Genomic DNA, 14,676 nt, shown 5'->3' with positions numbered 1-14,676 from the left:
AATCAAATTATTTAAAAGGCTAAAATTGCTCTATATTCGCCCTTCCCTCAATTACAAAAGCCTCAAAAAAGAAGGCAAGGGTTCTATAGCTCTTCCATCAAATTTAATAAACAATTTCTTAGTAAGAAGCCTCGACAAATACGGTATTTTGTCTGCTCCAGAAGAACTCCTTGAAAAAATCATACAAAATCCAGAATTGACCATATATACAACCAGTGAATATTCTTCTATATACACTCGTCCTCTTCATGGCAATTTAGAACAAATATTTTCATCTGCTCTGAACAAATTAAAAAACAATGAAGATGTTTTTGCCACTCCAGAGGCAGCAGCTCTTTTTATTGAATGGTATTCAAAAGGGGAGATAGATTTTCTTATCGAAATTGACACCAAAGAAGTTAAATTTGAAGAACTTGGAGAAGCTTTCTCAAAATTTCACTCAAAACCTTTTCATCCAAATGACTTAGAAATGCTCTTAAAGCTATTTTCTCTTTTTTACGCAAAAGAGATTGAGCAAAAAGATATTGATATGATTTCAAAAGTTCAAATACTTTTAGAAAAGCTTGCTGATAAAGAAAAAAACAAATTAGAAGAGTTGGATTTCTCACGAATAAAAATCATTGCTCAAGAATTAGATTCAAAGCAAACATTCGGAACAAATAATATTTTCAATAAAATATTGGAAGAAATCGAAAAAGTCGAAGCACTTCAACACTATGATTATGAAATCGACAATTTCGAAGAATTGGCTGTTTTTCATTTTAAGGAAGAGACAAAAGAGTTTTTTAAAAACCAATTCATTTCATTTATGGAATTGATAGATGAGAGCGAGGAAGAGAATGAAGACATTGAAAATATCAATGAAGATATAGAAATGGAAGAAGAGCGCACAGAAGACATAGAGACAGAGCAGGAAGAAATTGAAACTTCTATACCTCCTCAGGCATTAAAAATATTAAAAAGAGCAGAGTCAATAGGAATCAATTTTAAAAAAATATCCGAACTTTACAATTCTCTTGAAAAAAAAGAGGATAAGAAAAAATATCTTAGAGAACTTGAAAAAAGAACGGCAAAAGGAGATTCTTCAGATTTTGATTTTAATATCAAAACAAACTCCGATAGTTCTCAAAATATCAAAAAAAACAAGAGAGCAAAGAAAACAGTCATAGATTATTTGAATGATGATTTTAGAAGAATTACGGCAAATGATAATCAAAAACATTTTGCATTCATAAATTATGGTTCACTTAAAAAAATTGAGAAAGCAATAAAAAGTTTAAATAATTGTGTTTTGGAGAATTATTTAAAAGGCAAAGAGAAACCAAAAGAGGTTTCAATTTCTTACAACACGAGAGAAAAAGAAGGATATGCTATTTTAATTGGAGTGAGCATAAAAATCGATGATGAAACAATAGTAATTGAGGGAGATGAATTTTTTAATCAACTAGAATTTGTTACAAAAACCCTTGCATCTAAAAGCAACAAAATTGAAAGACTAAGAGCTTATCTAAATAATTCACCTATTCAGGATGAAGACGAAAGAAATAGATTAGTTGAAGTATTGATATTTGGAAGAAACAGCTCTGATGAAGATTTTGAAAATTTTGCTGGAATAATTAGAGAAATTATTGAAGGGGAAATCGCAGCAGCCATAGCAAAAGACTCTATGGTTAAAAAAATCAATGATGTACTTATTGAAAAGATGTATTCGTATCACGATGATATAGAGGATGAGAAAATACGAGAGGATGCTAAACTTTTTGATTTTTATCATATTCTAGTCGTAGATAGCAAAAAAGAGAGAGAAGCATTTTTTAAATCAATTGAAAACTTACACAAGGAGAGATAAGAATGGGAATGTTCATAAGTTTTTACAAAAAAGAAGGTGAAGATATTGAACTGACAGTTCAAGCAGGTGGTTATTGGCTTTTTTATGATTGGATTATAGAAAATAAAATCAATAAAAGACGAAAAACTACAATAATTCTTGATACATCAAATCGAAATCATTACATTGATTGGGAATTTAAACAAAAACTGGAAGAAGAGAGCCTTGCAAAATTTATGAACATGGTTAGTTTTTATGGAGAGAAAAAAGGAGAAACAAAAAAAGTTTATCCTGTTAAGAAAAAAGAGATTGAAAACTTAATTACTATAATTGAGAAAGACGAGGAAGGGAAAGAATGTTTTATGGAAAATTTCTTAAAAATTAAAGATGCAGATGCTGACTTCTTTATTTCCTATAGCGTTTAAAAACTAAGCCTCCAAAAAAGTCGGACTTTTAAGAAAGTTCCGAACTTCTTCAAAATCAATAGGGTTTAACATTTTTTGGATTTTTTTGAAGAGCATTTACAATATCGCAAATGCACTCTTTATCAAATCCCTCATAAATATTTTTATTAACAAATAATTCTTCCCAGTCCCAATGAATTTGAGTGTAATCTTTTATCATTTGATGAATCATATCTTCTTCGTCAAAAATTCCCTTCACAATTTCTTCAAAGAATTTATGTTCTATTTCTTTTTCAAGAATTTTATAAACCAACATAGACATCTCAAAACCATTCTCTTTTTGAAATTTCTTTATATGTGATTTATATTTTTCTGTTTTGGTTTTTTCTACTTTAGCCACTATTTAGCGATATTATGTAGCAAACTCACCAAAAAGTAAGCCCCTAAAACAGGGATAAAAAGCCCATATCCTACTATAATTTTCCTTGAATAAATCAATAAGGAGAATCCTACAAATGCAACATGTCGTAAGCCAACTTATCACCAAAAAAGAAGAATTATTAGGGGAATTGAAGTTCCATAAGACAAAAGTCCAACAGTTAGAAGAAGTTATTAACGGGATAGATATATCTATAAGTGTTTTTGACCCAGAGTTTGACCTAAAAAAGATAAAACCTAAACGATATACAGGAAATAAACATTATTTCAAGCATGGAGAGAGCTTCACAATGATTTTAGATACTCTACGAAAAGCAAAAGCACCATTAACTACCCATGAAATCACAATAGAACTTATGAAAAAGAAGAAATTAGATTACGAAAATAAAGAATTGGTTAGCAATATCCAACGCTCTTTAAGTGGAACGCTAAAAAAACAAGCAGATAATAAAACTATTCAAAAAATAGGAGAAGATTCCTATAATGGCTTTCAATGGGTTATATCAGCCTAAGCCCCTAATCTCTCAGAAACTCTATGGTTCCCTTGCCAGTAGCCCGTCCATTCATTGCTTTGGATGGTTCTCATACAACGAGAAGAAACATCATATATTCACATAAAAAATGCTAAAGAAATAAAAACCTCAGAGAGTTTATTTTTTCTTTCAAATGTAAAAAGAGAACTCGAAGAAATGAAAACAAAATTAGAAAAATTTGTTTTCATGAAAGAAGTTTATAAAAAAGATGTTGCCGAATTTTGGTGGAAACAATTTTCAACAAAAGAATCCATTGAAATACAAAAAAAACATTTTGATATTTTAAATGTCTATGAAGAATATAAATTTGTTAAATGTGAAATAAAAATTACATATATGGCAGATATATCTTTAGATGAATTTAAAACGAATCAAGAAATTATAATCAATGGAAAAAATGTAAATCTTATTTCAATTAAAAAGCTTTTAAGAGAGATTTCATCTTTATTAAAACTAAAATTATTAAAACTTATAGATGCACAATCGGACGTTTATTTCAAAGAAGGTAAAGATTTTATTACTCAAAGAAAACTAAATTTTCTTTATGCACTTTTAGTTGAAGAAAGTTTATCAAAAGATGAATTTGAGAAAGAGAAGAAAAAATTATTCAATGATTATATTATTAGATTAGAAGTTGATAAATTTGATGAACTATCAGAAAGAGAGAAAGAATACGCTCTTAAAAGCTTTAAAGAAAGAGAAAATCAGTTCATTGCTAATTTTTTAAATTATAAACAGATTAAAGATGAAATTGAAGAGAAGGAGATTATATGATATTTAAGAGACAAATCAAAATAAATAAACTAAATAATTGTCGAAAATCACATAAGATTGATTTTATTATTTTTACAGAGAAAAAAGAATATCAAAAATTCTTAGATGATAGCTTCATTAGTGAAAGTCAAATAATTACAAAAAATGAATTTCATCAATCAATTGAAGAAAGATTACATAAAAAAAATATTAACGATATTACTTTTATTTCATTTATTGAAAATTTAACAGAAAAAGAATGTAAAGACAAATATTTTTTATTGAATTATTTTATTAGAACTAGAGCGTGCCTAACAGAAGCTTTTACTATCTACAGTTTAGACAATATTATTTTTGAAATGGTTTTAAAAGATAAAGATAAAAATATTGATTCCGACGAAATAGATTTTAATTTTTATCTATCTGAAGAGATAGATAAACAACTCTTAAACTTTTCGGACTCTTTTTAAGAGTCCTTTCTTCTCGTTCCCTTTTTTTGTTCTTATAACCTTATATCTCAAAAAAAATCCTTGAAATCAAGGTAAAGGAAACAAAATGAAAAATATTAAAAAAGAAGAACCAGAGTTTTTAATTATAGACAAGAAAGGTGATTTTATATCTGAAAAAGAAAAAATGGTATTAGACTTTATGCATATAGAGATAGAAGAAGTAACAGAAGAAAAAAGATTTAAAATTGCACTGGTGACTTCCCTTCTTGGTAATCCTTATTTAAACAAAGAATATATAGACAATCGTTGGAATGAATACCAAGAACAAAAGAAGATTATGGAAGACGTTTACACGCAAGAGGTGGTTGAGAAAATCACAAAAAATGTTCAACAAAAATTTCAATTACATAATTAAGAAAAACCAATGGCATACAAAAAGCTAGAAATTGATAAATATACTCAAATATCTCTCATAGAATCACTTATAAAAAAGATAAATAAGAAGATTCTCTATCTGAAGAAATTATCTCCAAAAAGAGATATTCCTTTTCAAAGATATGAGAGTATTATTAAAAAAATGACACCAGAAGATAGCAATCTAAAAGAATCACTTAAAAAAAGAAAGAAAAAAGATTACAACCTTCTTTTGAATGATGTCCTGTTTAATCAAAATCATTTATCGTTATTAATAGATTTTGATTTATTTCTAAAAACTGAAATCAGTCTTTATCAAATCGAAATTTATAGAAATAGCAAATTTCAAAAACTTTTAAATCTTTTTAGAGGATTTTAAAAAATATTCTTTTAATCGGACTCTTTTAGAGTCCAACCTTTCCCCGACCACCACCCCTTAAAACCAAACCTTTCTTTTATCAAAGTCTCCTCCAGAAAAAATCCTCTAATCATCAAATCAGCTTTCCCCGTTCTTTTCCAGCTTTATTTCATTTACACGTTAAGAAAAAGGATAAATGACAAAAATATTGACTTCACATTTATTAATAAACACTTCACTGCGTTAGCTTGTTCTTCGAACAAGTGTTCTCATCAAGATTTTTCTAAATTATTTTTTCTTGGCTTCAACTCATAAAACCCGAAAGAACTCAAAGGAAGCAAGCTTTTAGACGAAGAGCCTGGTTTTCTCTTAACTTTTTCAAAAAAAAAGGAAAAGAGATTTCCCCTCAGAATCTAAAAAAAGCAATCTTTCAAATTAAAGGACATAAAATGGCAACACCTCAAGAACTTCTTACTGAAACACTCAACAACCTTATCGAGAAAATCGATACTACAACGGCTACATGGATAAAACCTTGGAAAAATACCTTTCCTATGAATCACATAACAAAAAGACCATACAGCGGTTTAAACACATGGATTCTATGGGCTATTGCTCAAGATAGAAATTATGAAACTAATAATTGGTTATCATTTAAACAAATCACAGAACGAGGCGGAAGAGTCGTTAAAGGCGAAAAATCTACTCCAGTATTTTTCTTTAAACCGATTCAAATCACAGAGAGAGACGATGAAACAGGAGAATTAAAAACAAAAACAATTCCACTGTTAAAAACATATAATATTTTTAATCTCAGTCAAACGGATTTACCAATCGAAGCATTTACTGAAACAGCTTTAATTCCGTCGGTAGATGAATTTGTGGAGAATTGCGGAGTTGATATTATTCAAGATACATTCGCTTATTATCTTCCAAGCCGTCACGTTATCGGAATGCCACCAAAAGACAGTTTTACATCGACAGAGGGTTATTACTCAACTTTGCTTCATGAACTCGCTCACAGCACAGGAAACGCTCTAAATAGAGATATGACAGGGAAATTTGGAAGTCCTTCTTACCAAGTTGAAGAATTAGTGGCAGAGACTACAAAAGTATTTCTTTCTGTTTATATGGAAATCGAAAACAAAGACAGCCAACACTTCGAACAAAGCGCAGCATATTTGAAAAGTTGGTTAAAGGGAGCATCCTCGAAGGATTTATTTAAAATTTTCTCACAGGCTCAAAAAGCTTATGATTATCTTCTCTCTCTCCAAAATGAAGAGGAGCAAGCAGCCTAAAAACTGCTTGAAGGTATTATTTTTATGATATAGCCCGACCACACAGCCCCAGGGGGATTAAGAAAAGAGCGTAAAATATGCGATTACAAAAAAATCAAAGGCTATGATTGGATGGTCATTGTATAGCCAAAAAAGCCCAGAGGTAAAAATGAAGAAAGCCAATTTTTGGCTATCTTTACTCATCTCTCTTCTTCTTTCCCTAAAAATTTATCTTCTAATTTTTTAGCTTCAATTGCTTCATATTCAGCAATTTTAGCCTTCATGATTCTTTCTTCTTCCATTATTTTTTTAACTGATTCTACACAACTAAGAAAATTTTCTTTATTTTTAAATAATTGAATCATTTTATCTTTGTTCTCTAAAAAAGTTTCTTCAAACGTTTTCTTTGATTTTATATATTTTTTTACAAAATTCAATTTAATAAATTCAATCTCATTATTTATTAAAAATTTAATAAATAATAAAAGAGAAACCATAATAATAATGTCAAGACCAAGATTACTTAATGTTGTTGAATAATCATTTCCACTTATTTCTCCAAAGTAAGTGATACAAAAGAGAAAATGAAAAATAACCCAAGGCACCGTAAATAACATCAAAACAGAGATTGGTTCAATCCAAAAATGCACAACTTCCTTAATTTTATTTTCTTTTTTCATTGTTTTTTTCCTTTACCTATTTTCATAGGATTTTTTTGAGATATATGGTTATAGCAAGCTACAAACAAAATATTTCACTTCTAGCTCTCTATAACTGAAATATCAAAAAAAGGAAAAACAATGAAACGAGATATTGAAAAATACATAGAGTGTTGGAGAGGGATTAAATACAATAAAAAAGAAAGAAACTTTAACGATGCAAGAAGTTTCTTGGATGATATGAGAGAAATATCTGAAAAATACAAAGATGATAGAGATTTATTTATAGCTGAAGTTCAAAAAGAACAAATCAGAACTATGAATAAAATTAAAGTATTTCAAAAAGAAAAGAAATTCTTATTAAACAATGGACTCAATTCAACCGACTTGAATTATTTATATTTTGAATTTGGAAAAGAATTCGTTCTTTTTTCAGAAGAAATATTACCTATTGAAGATGGTTATTTCATGGCAATAGATAGCGGAGTAGATATTAGTAAGCTTGAAAAAATTTCAGTCAAACTAAATAATCATGAAATATTTAAGAATCAATTGGAATATTACAATGAACAAAAAAATTGAAGGCAAAGTTTGGGATTTAAAGAAGAATACTCTTTTTGTTCATATCGAAAAAGAAGAGCGATTTTTATTTTTTATAATAGATAGAAAATTATATCCTCACGCCAAGCTTTTTGATTATATAAATTTTGATTTAGAAAAAACTAAAAGTTTTTCTTCAATCTTGAATTATTCGAAAAATTGTTCTTAAAACAAAATATACAAAAAAATAAGGAAGGTAAAAACAATGAAAGTATACAGAACAAGAAGAATCATAGATGAGAAAAGAACACTTAAGATTAAACATTTAACAAAAAGATAAAAAGACCAAAAAATATAAATGTAGTAAGCGTAACAGTTTTAAACTATAAAGACAATGATGATAAGAATATTTATTTCCACCAATATGAACATCATAATTATTTTTCAGTACCTTTTTCGAGAATAAAAAAAGAGACAAAAGAAAAAACCATCAAAGAAGCTATTGAAACAATACAGTTTGATGAAGAGAAAATTGAATCTTGCAAAAAAGCTGCAAAAGAAGATTTGGAATTTCTTCTATCTATATCAAAAATGATTGAAGATTATGAGAATTCCACTCCTAAAACAAATTACTAAAAAATAAGGAAGGTAAAAACAATGAAAACTAAAGAGGTTATAGAATTTTTTGAATTCACACAAATCATGCTTGAAAACGAAGTGATAGATATTCAGAGAATCAAAGAAAAAGGACGAGATGCGTATTTAGTTGATTTTTGGGCTTATTCAAAGCAAATAATATTTTTTGCTGAGAATGAAGTTGAAGAAATTGAAATTTATTCAGGTGAAGAGTTAGATATGACTCTTCCAGCTAATGATAAAAATTTAAGACTTGCAGTGATGTATTGCAAGCAAGGAGAATAAGATGATTTTAGGATATTTAGTAGTCGGATTCATGGGAGTTTCGTTTTTGTTTGGTTTATATATGTTTATAAACAAAACAATCAAACTTATCAAAAAAATTAAAACAGGAGAAGACAAATGATTAAAAAACAAGACTTAGAAGGATTTACACTAATTTTAAATGCTCACCTGATGAGCAAAGCGTTCATTGAAGAAAATATTCTAACAATCGAACATGGATATAAATCAGTCGTTATTTTTGATAAGAACAGTGAATACAAATATGATAATAAAATCGAAAGTCCGATTTTCGAATACAAAGAAGGTATCACGGTTTTTTCTGACCCAAAACTTTTTGAATATATTACAGATGTTTATGATGGAGAAGGAACCTTATTCATTCTCGACAATGCCGAATCTTTAAATCAATTAGATTTAAGAGACTTTATACAATTTAACAAGTTTCTAGGGGATAGCGAGGGAACAGCGATTGTCGCTTCCTATTTGAAAAAACCTGAAAATATGTCCGAGTACGATGCAAAAGTTATCTTTTCTGAAGACAACTCAAATTTCATCATAGCAAGAAAAGGGGAATTATTCATAAGAGTAAATACTTTTTTCGAAATGCCCTTTTAAAAGAGAGTCTTTTTAAGACTCCAGAAACCGCCTTTTTTCTCTTTCAGAAATCACAAGACACTCAACATCAAACTTTTCCTTATTCTTTTTTAGTGTTATTCACTTATCTATCCATTGATTTTATTGTCAAAGAAACATGAACCATCAATAAAAGTGGTTTTATTTTTAGTCCAGGTTTTTTGAAAATCTACTGTCAAGATAAGCGAAACACGAAAACGGGAAAAACTTGATTGAGAGTTGAGTTTTGTTCTTTCCTTCAAAAAAGGGAAAGGCAAAAGATAAAGCTCACCACTCGACAAGAAAAACTTTTTATTCAAGGAAAACCAAATGAAAACAATCGAAGACGTTAAAAATATTAAAACAAATACAAAGCTCGAAGAAGCTGTTAAAGATTGTATTATTGAAGAGATTGAAACTTGTTATGAAGATAGAGAGGAGGACTTTTTTGAAGACCTTTTTAGAAATGGTTGCATCTCAGGAATGGTTTCTTCTTTGGTGTATTACACTGAAACTCAAAAGTTCTTTAAGGAACACGACGAAGAGATTAATGAGCTTGTATCTGAAACAATTGATTCTATTGGTTGTGATTCCATAACTGGTATTTTTGGAGACAAATTCGATAAGTCGGACTTTTTATGTCTTGAACAATCAAATCAAAATCTTTTAGCTTGGTTTGGTTTTGAAGAGACCGCTCGAAAATTAGCCCAAGAACTAGGTTTGGATTTTTAATCTAAATAAGAAATATAGCAAATACGCTATATTTTAATCAATATAGTTGATATTTTATAGAAAATATGCTATAATAAAATAAAAAGGATATACATGAAAAAGTTATTACTTACTCTCTCTTTATTGTTTATGTCGGCTCATGCTGATTATGAGATTATCAAGTCGAAATCAAAATCTTTCTCAGATGAAAATGTTACTTCTATGGAAATTATGTATTTCGGTTCACTTGAAAATTATTCTAAATCAGTTGTAGAAATTCAAAAGAATATAGCTGAAAAAGGAACGGAAGGTTTTTTAAATGGTTTAAGCTCTGGAGCTGAAAGCCTTGCAAAAGGTTTTACAAAAGCTGGAGTTCAATCAATGGGCGCAGGACTTGGAATAGGAATAGTCATAGGAGCACTTGACCCTTTTATTATGGGGTTTTACGCTGACCAAACTTTTGTTCAAGTTGAAAAAATTACTCTTAAAGATGGTTCTATTGCCTATTCAAATCGTCTTTTTGTAGGAAACAAACACCCTTCATACAGTGATGAAGAAATCAAAAATCTAATTAACAAATAAAGGATATTTACCATGAAAACTATATACTCAATCTTAATGATTCTTACTCTTGCCTCGTCTTCTTTTGCTGATACAATAGATTTTAAATCTGATAAATTAACAAATGTTATTGAAATTGATTTTGAAAAAGATGATAATATTTTTACATTTATTTATGATGCTTGGTTAAAAAAATCAGCATACGAAAAACAATACAATCAATATATGGCAGAAACTTTATATGCTGTTTCAACCTATGGAAAACAAAACGGATATTCTTATTTTGCTATTGTTAATGAGAAAATGAATAATCTTGTAGGTTATCCAATAAACAGTTATCAAGGATTGGTTCAATATGGACGATTAGTGCCAATAATGAAAAATCGTGAAGATTTTAATCCTGATATTTTTGGAGGAAATGGTGAAGAAACTATTATTGTTAATGGAAGAATTGAAATGAAAGTTATTTACTTGAAAGAGCCGATTGAAGGACTCTTTTTATATAATATCGATGAAACTGTCACCGATACGAAAAAAGCCCTTTAAGAGGGTTTTTTATTTTGGAAGGTGGATTGCAATATATGCAATTATCACTAAAGTTTGAACAGCAAAAAAAGAAGTCCATACAATTTTTTTCATTTGATTATATTTTTTATCATAAGTCATTTTCTCCTCCTTTTTTAAGATTACTTTCTCTTTCCTCTGAAGTTATTTCGATAGCTGCTTTTACTTCGAGAGGAGAATCTATTTTTTCTAAAAATATTTTCTGAGAACCCCTTCCAGTAATATACAAATTTCCATAATTAAACATTCTTCCATAAATATCTTGTTCCACTTGAATAGATTCGATTGCTTCCAATCTTATCTCATGAGTTTTAATATCCCCTATTCCGCTTTTATATATAAAACGTCTATTTGTCACACCCATTTCGATAGAATTCAGTGAAACCATTTTTGGAAAAGATACCGAGTAAAAAGCAACCATTGTTATAAAAAAATTAAGAGATAATATATCCCAATGAAATATTTTAAATACAAAAAAGACAATAACAAAAACGAGAGAATACCACCAAAAAAAGGCGGTATAATTAAAAACACTCAAATCAAAATTATATTTTAATTTTTCCCCTGGAGTAATTGATTTCATAATATAACTCATCTCTTACTCCTTACTTTTGATTTTTTATATCTGAGAAGATATTATCAAAATCTGAGAAATCAACATCTTGATTAAATGTTGTGCTTAGATAATCTTTGAACTCTGTCAAATCAATACATTTTCTTTGATATTGAAAAGATTCTGTAGGATTATAAGGATTTGTTAATTCTCCATCCACATTATAATTTTGAGTCGCTTTAGCTCCATCTACCCCGAAAGTTTTGTCATGGTCTGTACATTGTCTAAATGATACATAATTCAAATCTCTTAAAGAAACTCCTGTACAATGCTTCCAATCTCTCCCTAATTGCGCTTTTAATTGTTCAACCAATATTCGAGTTAATAATTGGTCATAACAGCAATAATCATAAGCATCTAATCCGCATCCGCTACCGAAAAAATCTTTTTCAGCGCATGAAGTCGAAGTCAATTTACAAAGATTATAAGGAAGACTTTCTTGAGTCTTTTTATGTCTCGTTCCTGCTGCTGAAGCATCCTCTTCATCATTACAAGTATCAACACTTTTGAATGAAGTTGCAAACTCTAGGACTATAGCTAACGCTGCTTTTATCAAAGCTCCATAAGGTCCTAAATATTGCGCTGGAATAGCGTTAAGAGCCATAGAAATACCATCTTTCGTTGAAAATCTGCTAGGGTCTCCACTTTGTGTATCTTGATTGGAAGTAGTGCCAGTTTTACCACCAGTTCCAACACACGCAGCCATTTTCATAGTCACTACAGCCGTTGAAATTAAAAATTGTGTATCTTTAATTTTTTGTTGAAGTTTTTTCATCTCTTCTTGATTCATAGCTTCAGAACCTTCTGTTTCCGAAGGTTGTTTAAATCTTACAGAAAGGATTCCATTTTCTTCATCTAATATTACTATTTGGTCAGCAGCCTCTGGATGTTGAGCTATTAAATCGTCATACTGTTGTTGGTCTAAGGTCATAATATCACTCTCTTGAGAGTTATTTAAAGAACCAGAACCTCCACAAAATTCATCTATAGGGTCACAGTCTCCGTCTCCAGAGTCTCCACCAAAATAATTGTACATATTAGCAGCCATATCCACACCTGAAGCTACAAGACATTTTCCGAAGTTAGCTCCTACTTTCATTCCAGTTCCAGCAGCCATAGAGTTAAATCCTGAACCAGCAGAAGCTGAGAAAGCATTATATGAACTTGCCATTTCTGTATCAGCCAAAAATTGTCCTTTCTCCATCCCACTCATCATAGTGGACATAGCTAAAGAAGCCCAAAACATAGGGTCAGAAGCCCAGGAAAAGTCTGTTTTAGTTCCTGTTTCACAATAACCATGCCACCCACTCCATAGGTGCTCTAATTGATTATAAGCCCCCATAATAGCCATGATGGAACCAAGAGCACTTTCATGATTCTCACTTCTGTAAGTATCGTAATCTGATGGTCTTAACTCAAAAGTTGTATTTTTAGTTTCCCATTTTTTACAAGCCCCTTGAGTTTCAATAGTTAAATTACAATCTCTATTGATTTCTTTTTTTGTTAAAACAGAAGTACCTCTTTCGTCTCCGATTGGGAAATAATCAATTTCTCCAGAGACAGAACAAACCTCGTTGATTGTTCCAGCGAAAGCGTTAGAAGCGAGTGAAAAGGCGAGGATAAGGGAAATGAATTTATTTTTGGATAGCGCACTCATTCGAAGCGTCCTTGCTTGTATTCAAGCTTTTTTTGATAGCGTTTTTAGGAATATTTCGAGCTATATCACAAACTTCATCATTTCCATAAGCCGAAACTTTTCTTAAGATATAATCAGCCTTATTCCATTCGTTTGTTGTATAAAGAGCAAGCGCAAAAGAACAATAATATTTTGGTTTTTTAGAAGAAAGAGCAGCATAAGCTAGAGTATTCATAGCCTCTAAAGTTTCTTTGTGATTTTCGTTATTTTGTTTTTTATTGATAAAAGAACATAAGCCTCTTAAATATTCACTATCTGAATTTTCTGAAGCTTTTATATTGCAATCAACGTTTTCTATTTGTTTTTGAAGTTCTTTAAAAGCAGCGAATCTTCCAAGGTCTACAATTTGTTCTTTGTTCTCTTGAATGTGCATACCAAGTAATAATGATTTTTCAGCGATGGCGGTTTCTTTTGGAGTTGCAGAAAATGCAGCGATAGAAGCTAAAAGCGACATAATAATAATTTTTTTCATAGGTTAAATCCTCCTTCCTTTTTGGATTTAGGAATCCTGGAAGGATTTAAAAGCGTTTATGTACAATCAAAAAACGATTTAAGAAAAAATGGAATTATTATTAAAACTGTCATGTATGCACGATTAAAAAAAGGAAGGCGAGAAGCTTTCATTAAAAAACTTCTACATTTAAGTTATATAGCTGAGTTTTGGGAATTTATGGAATGATGGACTTTTTGAAGCGAAAAAGTCCAAATTACGAAGAATTTATGCAGAAAGAGCTTTATCTACTAAAAAAGTGATATTTGCTAAAAAGTCTAAGTCTTCTTGAGAATATTTTTCTAGCTCTTTTTCTCTTTCAGAAAAGAGTTTTTGTTTTTCGAGTTTATACCGTTCTTCTCTTCTTAATTCTAAATCTCTTAAAAATTTTGCAGTGGCTGAAGCAAAGAAAGTATCTTCAAAAGACACGGAGAAGAAAAAATCTTTTGATATTTTTCTCTCAAAAACAATTTCTATATCGTCTGGATTCTCCATACCATCCCAGCAATTTTGCAAAAGAGGTACGAGGATTTTTTTTTGTTCTTCAGTGAGGGTTGTGTTTTCTATTTTAAAATCTAAAGTTTTATCATTTATTCGAGCCTGGACTAACATTTTTATTTCTCCTCTATAATGTTTATTATTTTTAAAACCTTTTCAAGATTATTATCTTTTAAAAGTAATTCTAATTTATCAATTGATATATTGTATTTGTGACATATTGAGCCAAGTCTTATAATCTCGTATTCAAAACTATTTGACTTTTTTTTCTTTGCTATTCCAGTGTAATGACAGTCTAAAATCTCAGAAATTTCTGTATCTTGAATAAGTTTTGTTTTTTGTATTTTATCTTCCATG

The 14,676-nt window shown here is 29.7% G+C and carries 22 protein-coding genes; 15 read left to right on the top strand and 7 right to left on the bottom strand.

Annotated elements, in window-relative coordinates; translation table 11 throughout:
- Window positions 1-25: 25 nt before the first annotated feature.
- A complete protein-coding gene (locus M0P91_RS04710; RefSeq protein WP_295065130.1) occupies window positions 26-1,849 on the top strand; it encodes a hypothetical protein in 1,824 nt (607 codons plus the stop codon).
- 2 nt (window positions 1,850-1,851) lie between these two features.
- Window positions 1,852-2,253, top strand: coding sequence for a hypothetical protein (locus M0P91_RS04705; RefSeq protein WP_295065128.1), 402 nt, complete (start codon window positions 1,852-1,854; stop codon window positions 2,251-2,253).
- 55 nt (window positions 2,254-2,308) lie between these two features.
- Here M0P91_RS04705 and M0P91_RS04700 read toward each other — a convergent pair whose 3' ends face one another.
- Window positions 2,309-2,632 carry a hypothetical protein gene (locus M0P91_RS04700; RefSeq protein ID WP_295065126.1) on the bottom strand — a complete coding sequence of 108 codons (324 nt, stop codon included), beginning with the start codon at window positions 2,630-2,632 and terminating at the stop codon, window positions 2,309-2,311.
- 115 nt (window positions 2,633-2,747) lie between these two features.
- On the opposite strand from M0P91_RS04700, the gene M0P91_RS04695 reads away from it, so the two are divergent.
- The 6 genes from M0P91_RS04695 (at window position 2,748) to M0P91_RS04670 (ending at window position 6,475) form a co-directional block, all read left to right on the top strand.
- A complete protein-coding gene (locus M0P91_RS04695) occupies window positions 2,748-3,182 on the top strand; it encodes a hypothetical protein (protein WP_295065124.1) in 435 nt (144 codons plus the stop codon).
- 63 nt (window positions 3,183-3,245) lie between these two features.
- Complete coding sequence (locus M0P91_RS04690; RefSeq protein ID WP_295065122.1) at window positions 3,246-3,977, top strand: hypothetical protein; 732 nt, start codon at window positions 3,246-3,248, stop codon at window positions 3,975-3,977.
- Window positions 3,974-4,426, top strand: coding sequence for a hypothetical protein (locus M0P91_RS04685; RefSeq protein WP_295065120.1), 453 nt, complete (start codon window positions 3,974-3,976; stop codon window positions 4,424-4,426). Before M0P91_RS04690 ends, M0P91_RS04685 begins: the two co-directional genes overlap by 4 nt.
- An 85-nt stretch (window positions 4,427-4,511) precedes the next feature.
- Window positions 4,512-4,820: a hypothetical protein gene (locus M0P91_RS04680; RefSeq protein WP_295065118.1), complete on the top strand. Its 309-nt coding sequence runs from the start codon at window positions 4,512-4,514 to the stop codon at window positions 4,818-4,820.
- A gap of 9 nt (window positions 4,821-4,829) precedes the next feature.
- The gene (locus M0P91_RS04675) at window positions 4,830-5,198 is read left to right on the top strand and encodes a hypothetical protein (protein ID WP_295065116.1); all 369 of its coding nucleotides are present in this window, start codon (window positions 4,830-4,832) and stop codon (window positions 5,196-5,198) included.
- Window positions 5,199-5,626: 428 nt separating this feature from the next.
- Window positions 5,627-6,475 carry an ArdC-like ssDNA-binding domain-containing protein gene (locus M0P91_RS04670; protein WP_295065114.1) on the top strand — a complete coding sequence of 283 codons (849 nt, stop codon included), beginning with the start codon at window positions 5,627-5,629 and terminating at the stop codon, window positions 6,473-6,475.
- A gap of 179 nt (window positions 6,476-6,654) precedes the next feature.
- Here M0P91_RS04670 and M0P91_RS04665 read toward each other — a convergent pair whose 3' ends face one another.
- Window positions 6,655-7,134: a hypothetical protein gene (locus M0P91_RS04665; protein WP_295065112.1), complete on the bottom strand. Its 480-nt coding sequence runs from the start codon at window positions 7,132-7,134 to the stop codon at window positions 6,655-6,657.
- Between the two features lie 120 nt (window positions 7,135-7,254).
- Here M0P91_RS04665 and M0P91_RS04660 point away from each other — a divergent pair, with 120 nt between their 5' ends.
- The 7 genes from M0P91_RS04660 (at window position 7,255) to M0P91_RS04630 (ending at window position 11,004) form a co-directional block, all read left to right on the top strand.
- Entirely contained in the window at window positions 7,255-7,695 is a 441-nt protein-coding gene (locus M0P91_RS04660; RefSeq protein WP_295065110.1) for a hypothetical protein, read from the top strand.
- Window positions 7,679-7,882: a hypothetical protein gene (locus tag M0P91_RS04655; RefSeq protein ID WP_295065108.1), complete on the top strand. Its 204-nt coding sequence runs from the start codon at window positions 7,679-7,681 to the stop codon at window positions 7,880-7,882. Before M0P91_RS04660 ends, M0P91_RS04655 begins: the two co-directional genes overlap by 17 nt.
- Before the next feature lie 428 nt (window positions 7,883-8,310).
- Window positions 8,311-8,574, top strand: a complete 264-nt coding sequence (locus M0P91_RS04650) for a hypothetical protein (RefSeq protein ID WP_295065106.1) — start codon at window positions 8,311-8,313, stop codon at window positions 8,572-8,574.
- Between the two features lie 117 nt (window positions 8,575-8,691).
- Entirely contained in the window at window positions 8,692-9,189 is a 498-nt protein-coding gene (locus tag M0P91_RS04645; protein ID WP_295065104.1) for a hypothetical protein, read from the top strand.
- Between the two features lie 327 nt (window positions 9,190-9,516).
- Complete coding sequence (locus tag M0P91_RS04640; protein ID WP_295065102.1) at window positions 9,517-9,918, top strand: hypothetical protein; 402 nt, start codon at window positions 9,517-9,519, stop codon at window positions 9,916-9,918.
- A gap of 93 nt (window positions 9,919-10,011) precedes the next feature.
- Complete coding sequence (locus M0P91_RS04635; protein ID WP_295065100.1) at window positions 10,012-10,479, top strand: hypothetical protein; 468 nt, start codon at window positions 10,012-10,014, stop codon at window positions 10,477-10,479.
- 12 nt (window positions 10,480-10,491) lie between these two features.
- Window positions 10,492-11,004 carry a hypothetical protein gene (locus tag M0P91_RS04630; protein ID WP_295065098.1) on the top strand — a complete coding sequence of 171 codons (513 nt, stop codon included), beginning with the start codon at window positions 10,492-10,494 and terminating at the stop codon, window positions 11,002-11,004.
- Window positions 11,005-11,113: 109 nt separating this feature from the next.
- On the opposite strand, the gene M0P91_RS04625 is transcribed toward M0P91_RS04630, so the two are convergent.
- From M0P91_RS04625 to M0P91_RS04605, 5 genes are all read right to left on the bottom strand, one after another.
- A complete protein-coding gene (locus M0P91_RS04625) occupies window positions 11,114-11,617 on the bottom strand; it encodes a PH domain-containing protein (protein ID WP_295065096.1) in 504 nt (167 codons plus the stop codon).
- A gap of 10 nt (window positions 11,618-11,627) precedes the next feature.
- Window positions 11,628-13,292 (bottom strand): hypothetical protein, encoded by a 1,665-nt coding sequence (locus M0P91_RS04620; RefSeq protein ID WP_295065094.1) that lies wholly within the window; start codon window positions 13,290-13,292, stop codon window positions 11,628-11,630.
- A complete protein-coding gene (locus tag M0P91_RS04615) occupies window positions 13,270-13,803 on the bottom strand; it encodes a hypothetical protein (RefSeq protein WP_295065092.1) in 534 nt (177 codons plus the stop codon). Before M0P91_RS04615 ends, M0P91_RS04620 begins: the two co-directional genes overlap by 23 nt.
- Before the next feature lie 246 nt (window positions 13,804-14,049).
- Window positions 14,050-14,433, bottom strand: coding sequence for a hypothetical protein (locus M0P91_RS04610; protein ID WP_295065090.1), 384 nt, complete (start codon window positions 14,431-14,433; stop codon window positions 14,050-14,052).
- 2 nt (window positions 14,434-14,435) lie between these two features.
- Window positions 14,436-14,675: a hypothetical protein gene (locus M0P91_RS04605; RefSeq protein ID WP_295065088.1), complete on the bottom strand. Its 240-nt coding sequence runs from the start codon at window positions 14,673-14,675 to the stop codon at window positions 14,436-14,438.
- Window position 14,676: the final 1 nt, after the last annotated feature.

It is taken from the genome of Sulfuricurvum sp. (genome assembly GCF_023229695.1).
Classification (GTDB): Bacteria; Campylobacterota; Campylobacteria; order Campylobacterales; family Sulfurimonadaceae; genus Sulfuricurvum.
The sequence above is the reverse complement of the archived record's forward strand: the minus strand, read 5'-3'. Positions and strand labels throughout refer to the sequence as shown.

Excerpts from the sequence above, each read along its gene's own strand:
- M0P91_RS04705 (WP_295065128.1), top strand. The coding sequence starts at position 1,852 with ATGGGAATGTTCATAAGTTTTTACAAAAAAGAAGGTGAAGATATTGAA.
- M0P91_RS04695 (WP_295065124.1), top strand. The coding sequence starts at position 2,748 with ATGCAACATGTCGTAAGCCAACTTATCACCAAAAAAGAAGAATTATTA.
- M0P91_RS04690 (WP_295065122.1), top strand. The coding sequence starts at position 3,246 with ATGGTTCTCATACAACGAGAAGAAACATCATATATTCACATAAAAAAT.
- M0P91_RS04685 (WP_295065120.1), top strand. The coding sequence starts at position 3,974 with ATGATATTTAAGAGACAAATCAAAATAAATAAACTAAATAATTGTCGA.
- M0P91_RS04680 (WP_295065118.1), top strand. The coding sequence starts at position 4,512 with ATGAAAAATATTAAAAAAGAAGAACCAGAGTTTTTAATTATAGACAAG.
- M0P91_RS04675 (WP_295065116.1), top strand. The coding sequence starts at position 4,830 with ATGGCATACAAAAAGCTAGAAATTGATAAATATACTCAAATATCTCTC.
- M0P91_RS04670 (WP_295065114.1), top strand. The coding sequence starts at position 5,627 with ATGGCAACACCTCAAGAACTTCTTACTGAAACACTCAACAACCTTATC.
- M0P91_RS04665 (WP_295065112.1), bottom strand. The coding sequence starts at position 7,134 with ATGAAAAAAGAAAATAAAATTAAGGAAGTTGTGCATTTTTGGATTGAA.
- M0P91_RS04660 (WP_295065110.1), top strand. The coding sequence starts at position 7,255 with ATGAAACGAGATATTGAAAAATACATAGAGTGTTGGAGAGGGATTAAA.
- M0P91_RS04655 (WP_295065108.1), top strand. The coding sequence starts at position 7,679 with ATGAACAAAAAAATTGAAGGCAAAGTTTGGGATTTAAAGAAGAATACT.
- M0P91_RS04650 (WP_295065106.1), top strand. The coding sequence starts at position 8,311 with ATGAAAACTAAAGAGGTTATAGAATTTTTTGAATTCACACAAATCATG.
- M0P91_RS04645 (WP_295065104.1), top strand. The coding sequence starts at position 8,692 with ATGATTAAAAAACAAGACTTAGAAGGATTTACACTAATTTTAAATGCT.
- M0P91_RS04640 (WP_295065102.1), top strand. The coding sequence starts at position 9,517 with ATGAAAACAATCGAAGACGTTAAAAATATTAAAACAAATACAAAGCTC.
- M0P91_RS04635 (WP_295065100.1), top strand. The coding sequence starts at position 10,012 with ATGAAAAAGTTATTACTTACTCTCTCTTTATTGTTTATGTCGGCTCAT.
- M0P91_RS04630 (WP_295065098.1), top strand. The coding sequence starts at position 10,492 with ATGAAAACTATATACTCAATCTTAATGATTCTTACTCTTGCCTCGTCT.
- M0P91_RS04625 (WP_295065096.1), bottom strand. The coding sequence starts at position 11,617 with ATGAGTTATATTATGAAATCAATTACTCCAGGGGAAAAATTAAAATAT.
- M0P91_RS04620 (WP_295065094.1), bottom strand. The coding sequence starts at position 13,292 with ATGAGTGCGCTATCCAAAAATAAATTCATTTCCCTTATCCTCGCCTTT.
- M0P91_RS04615 (WP_295065092.1), bottom strand. The coding sequence starts at position 13,803 with ATGAAAAAAATTATTATTATGTCGCTTTTAGCTTCTATCGCTGCATTT.
- M0P91_RS04610 (WP_295065090.1), bottom strand. The coding sequence starts at position 14,433 with ATGTTAGTCCAGGCTCGAATAAATGATAAAACTTTAGATTTTAAAATA.
- M0P91_RS04605 (WP_295065088.1), bottom strand. The coding sequence starts at position 14,675 with ATGGAAGATAAAATACAAAAAACAAAACTTATTCAAGATACAGAAATT.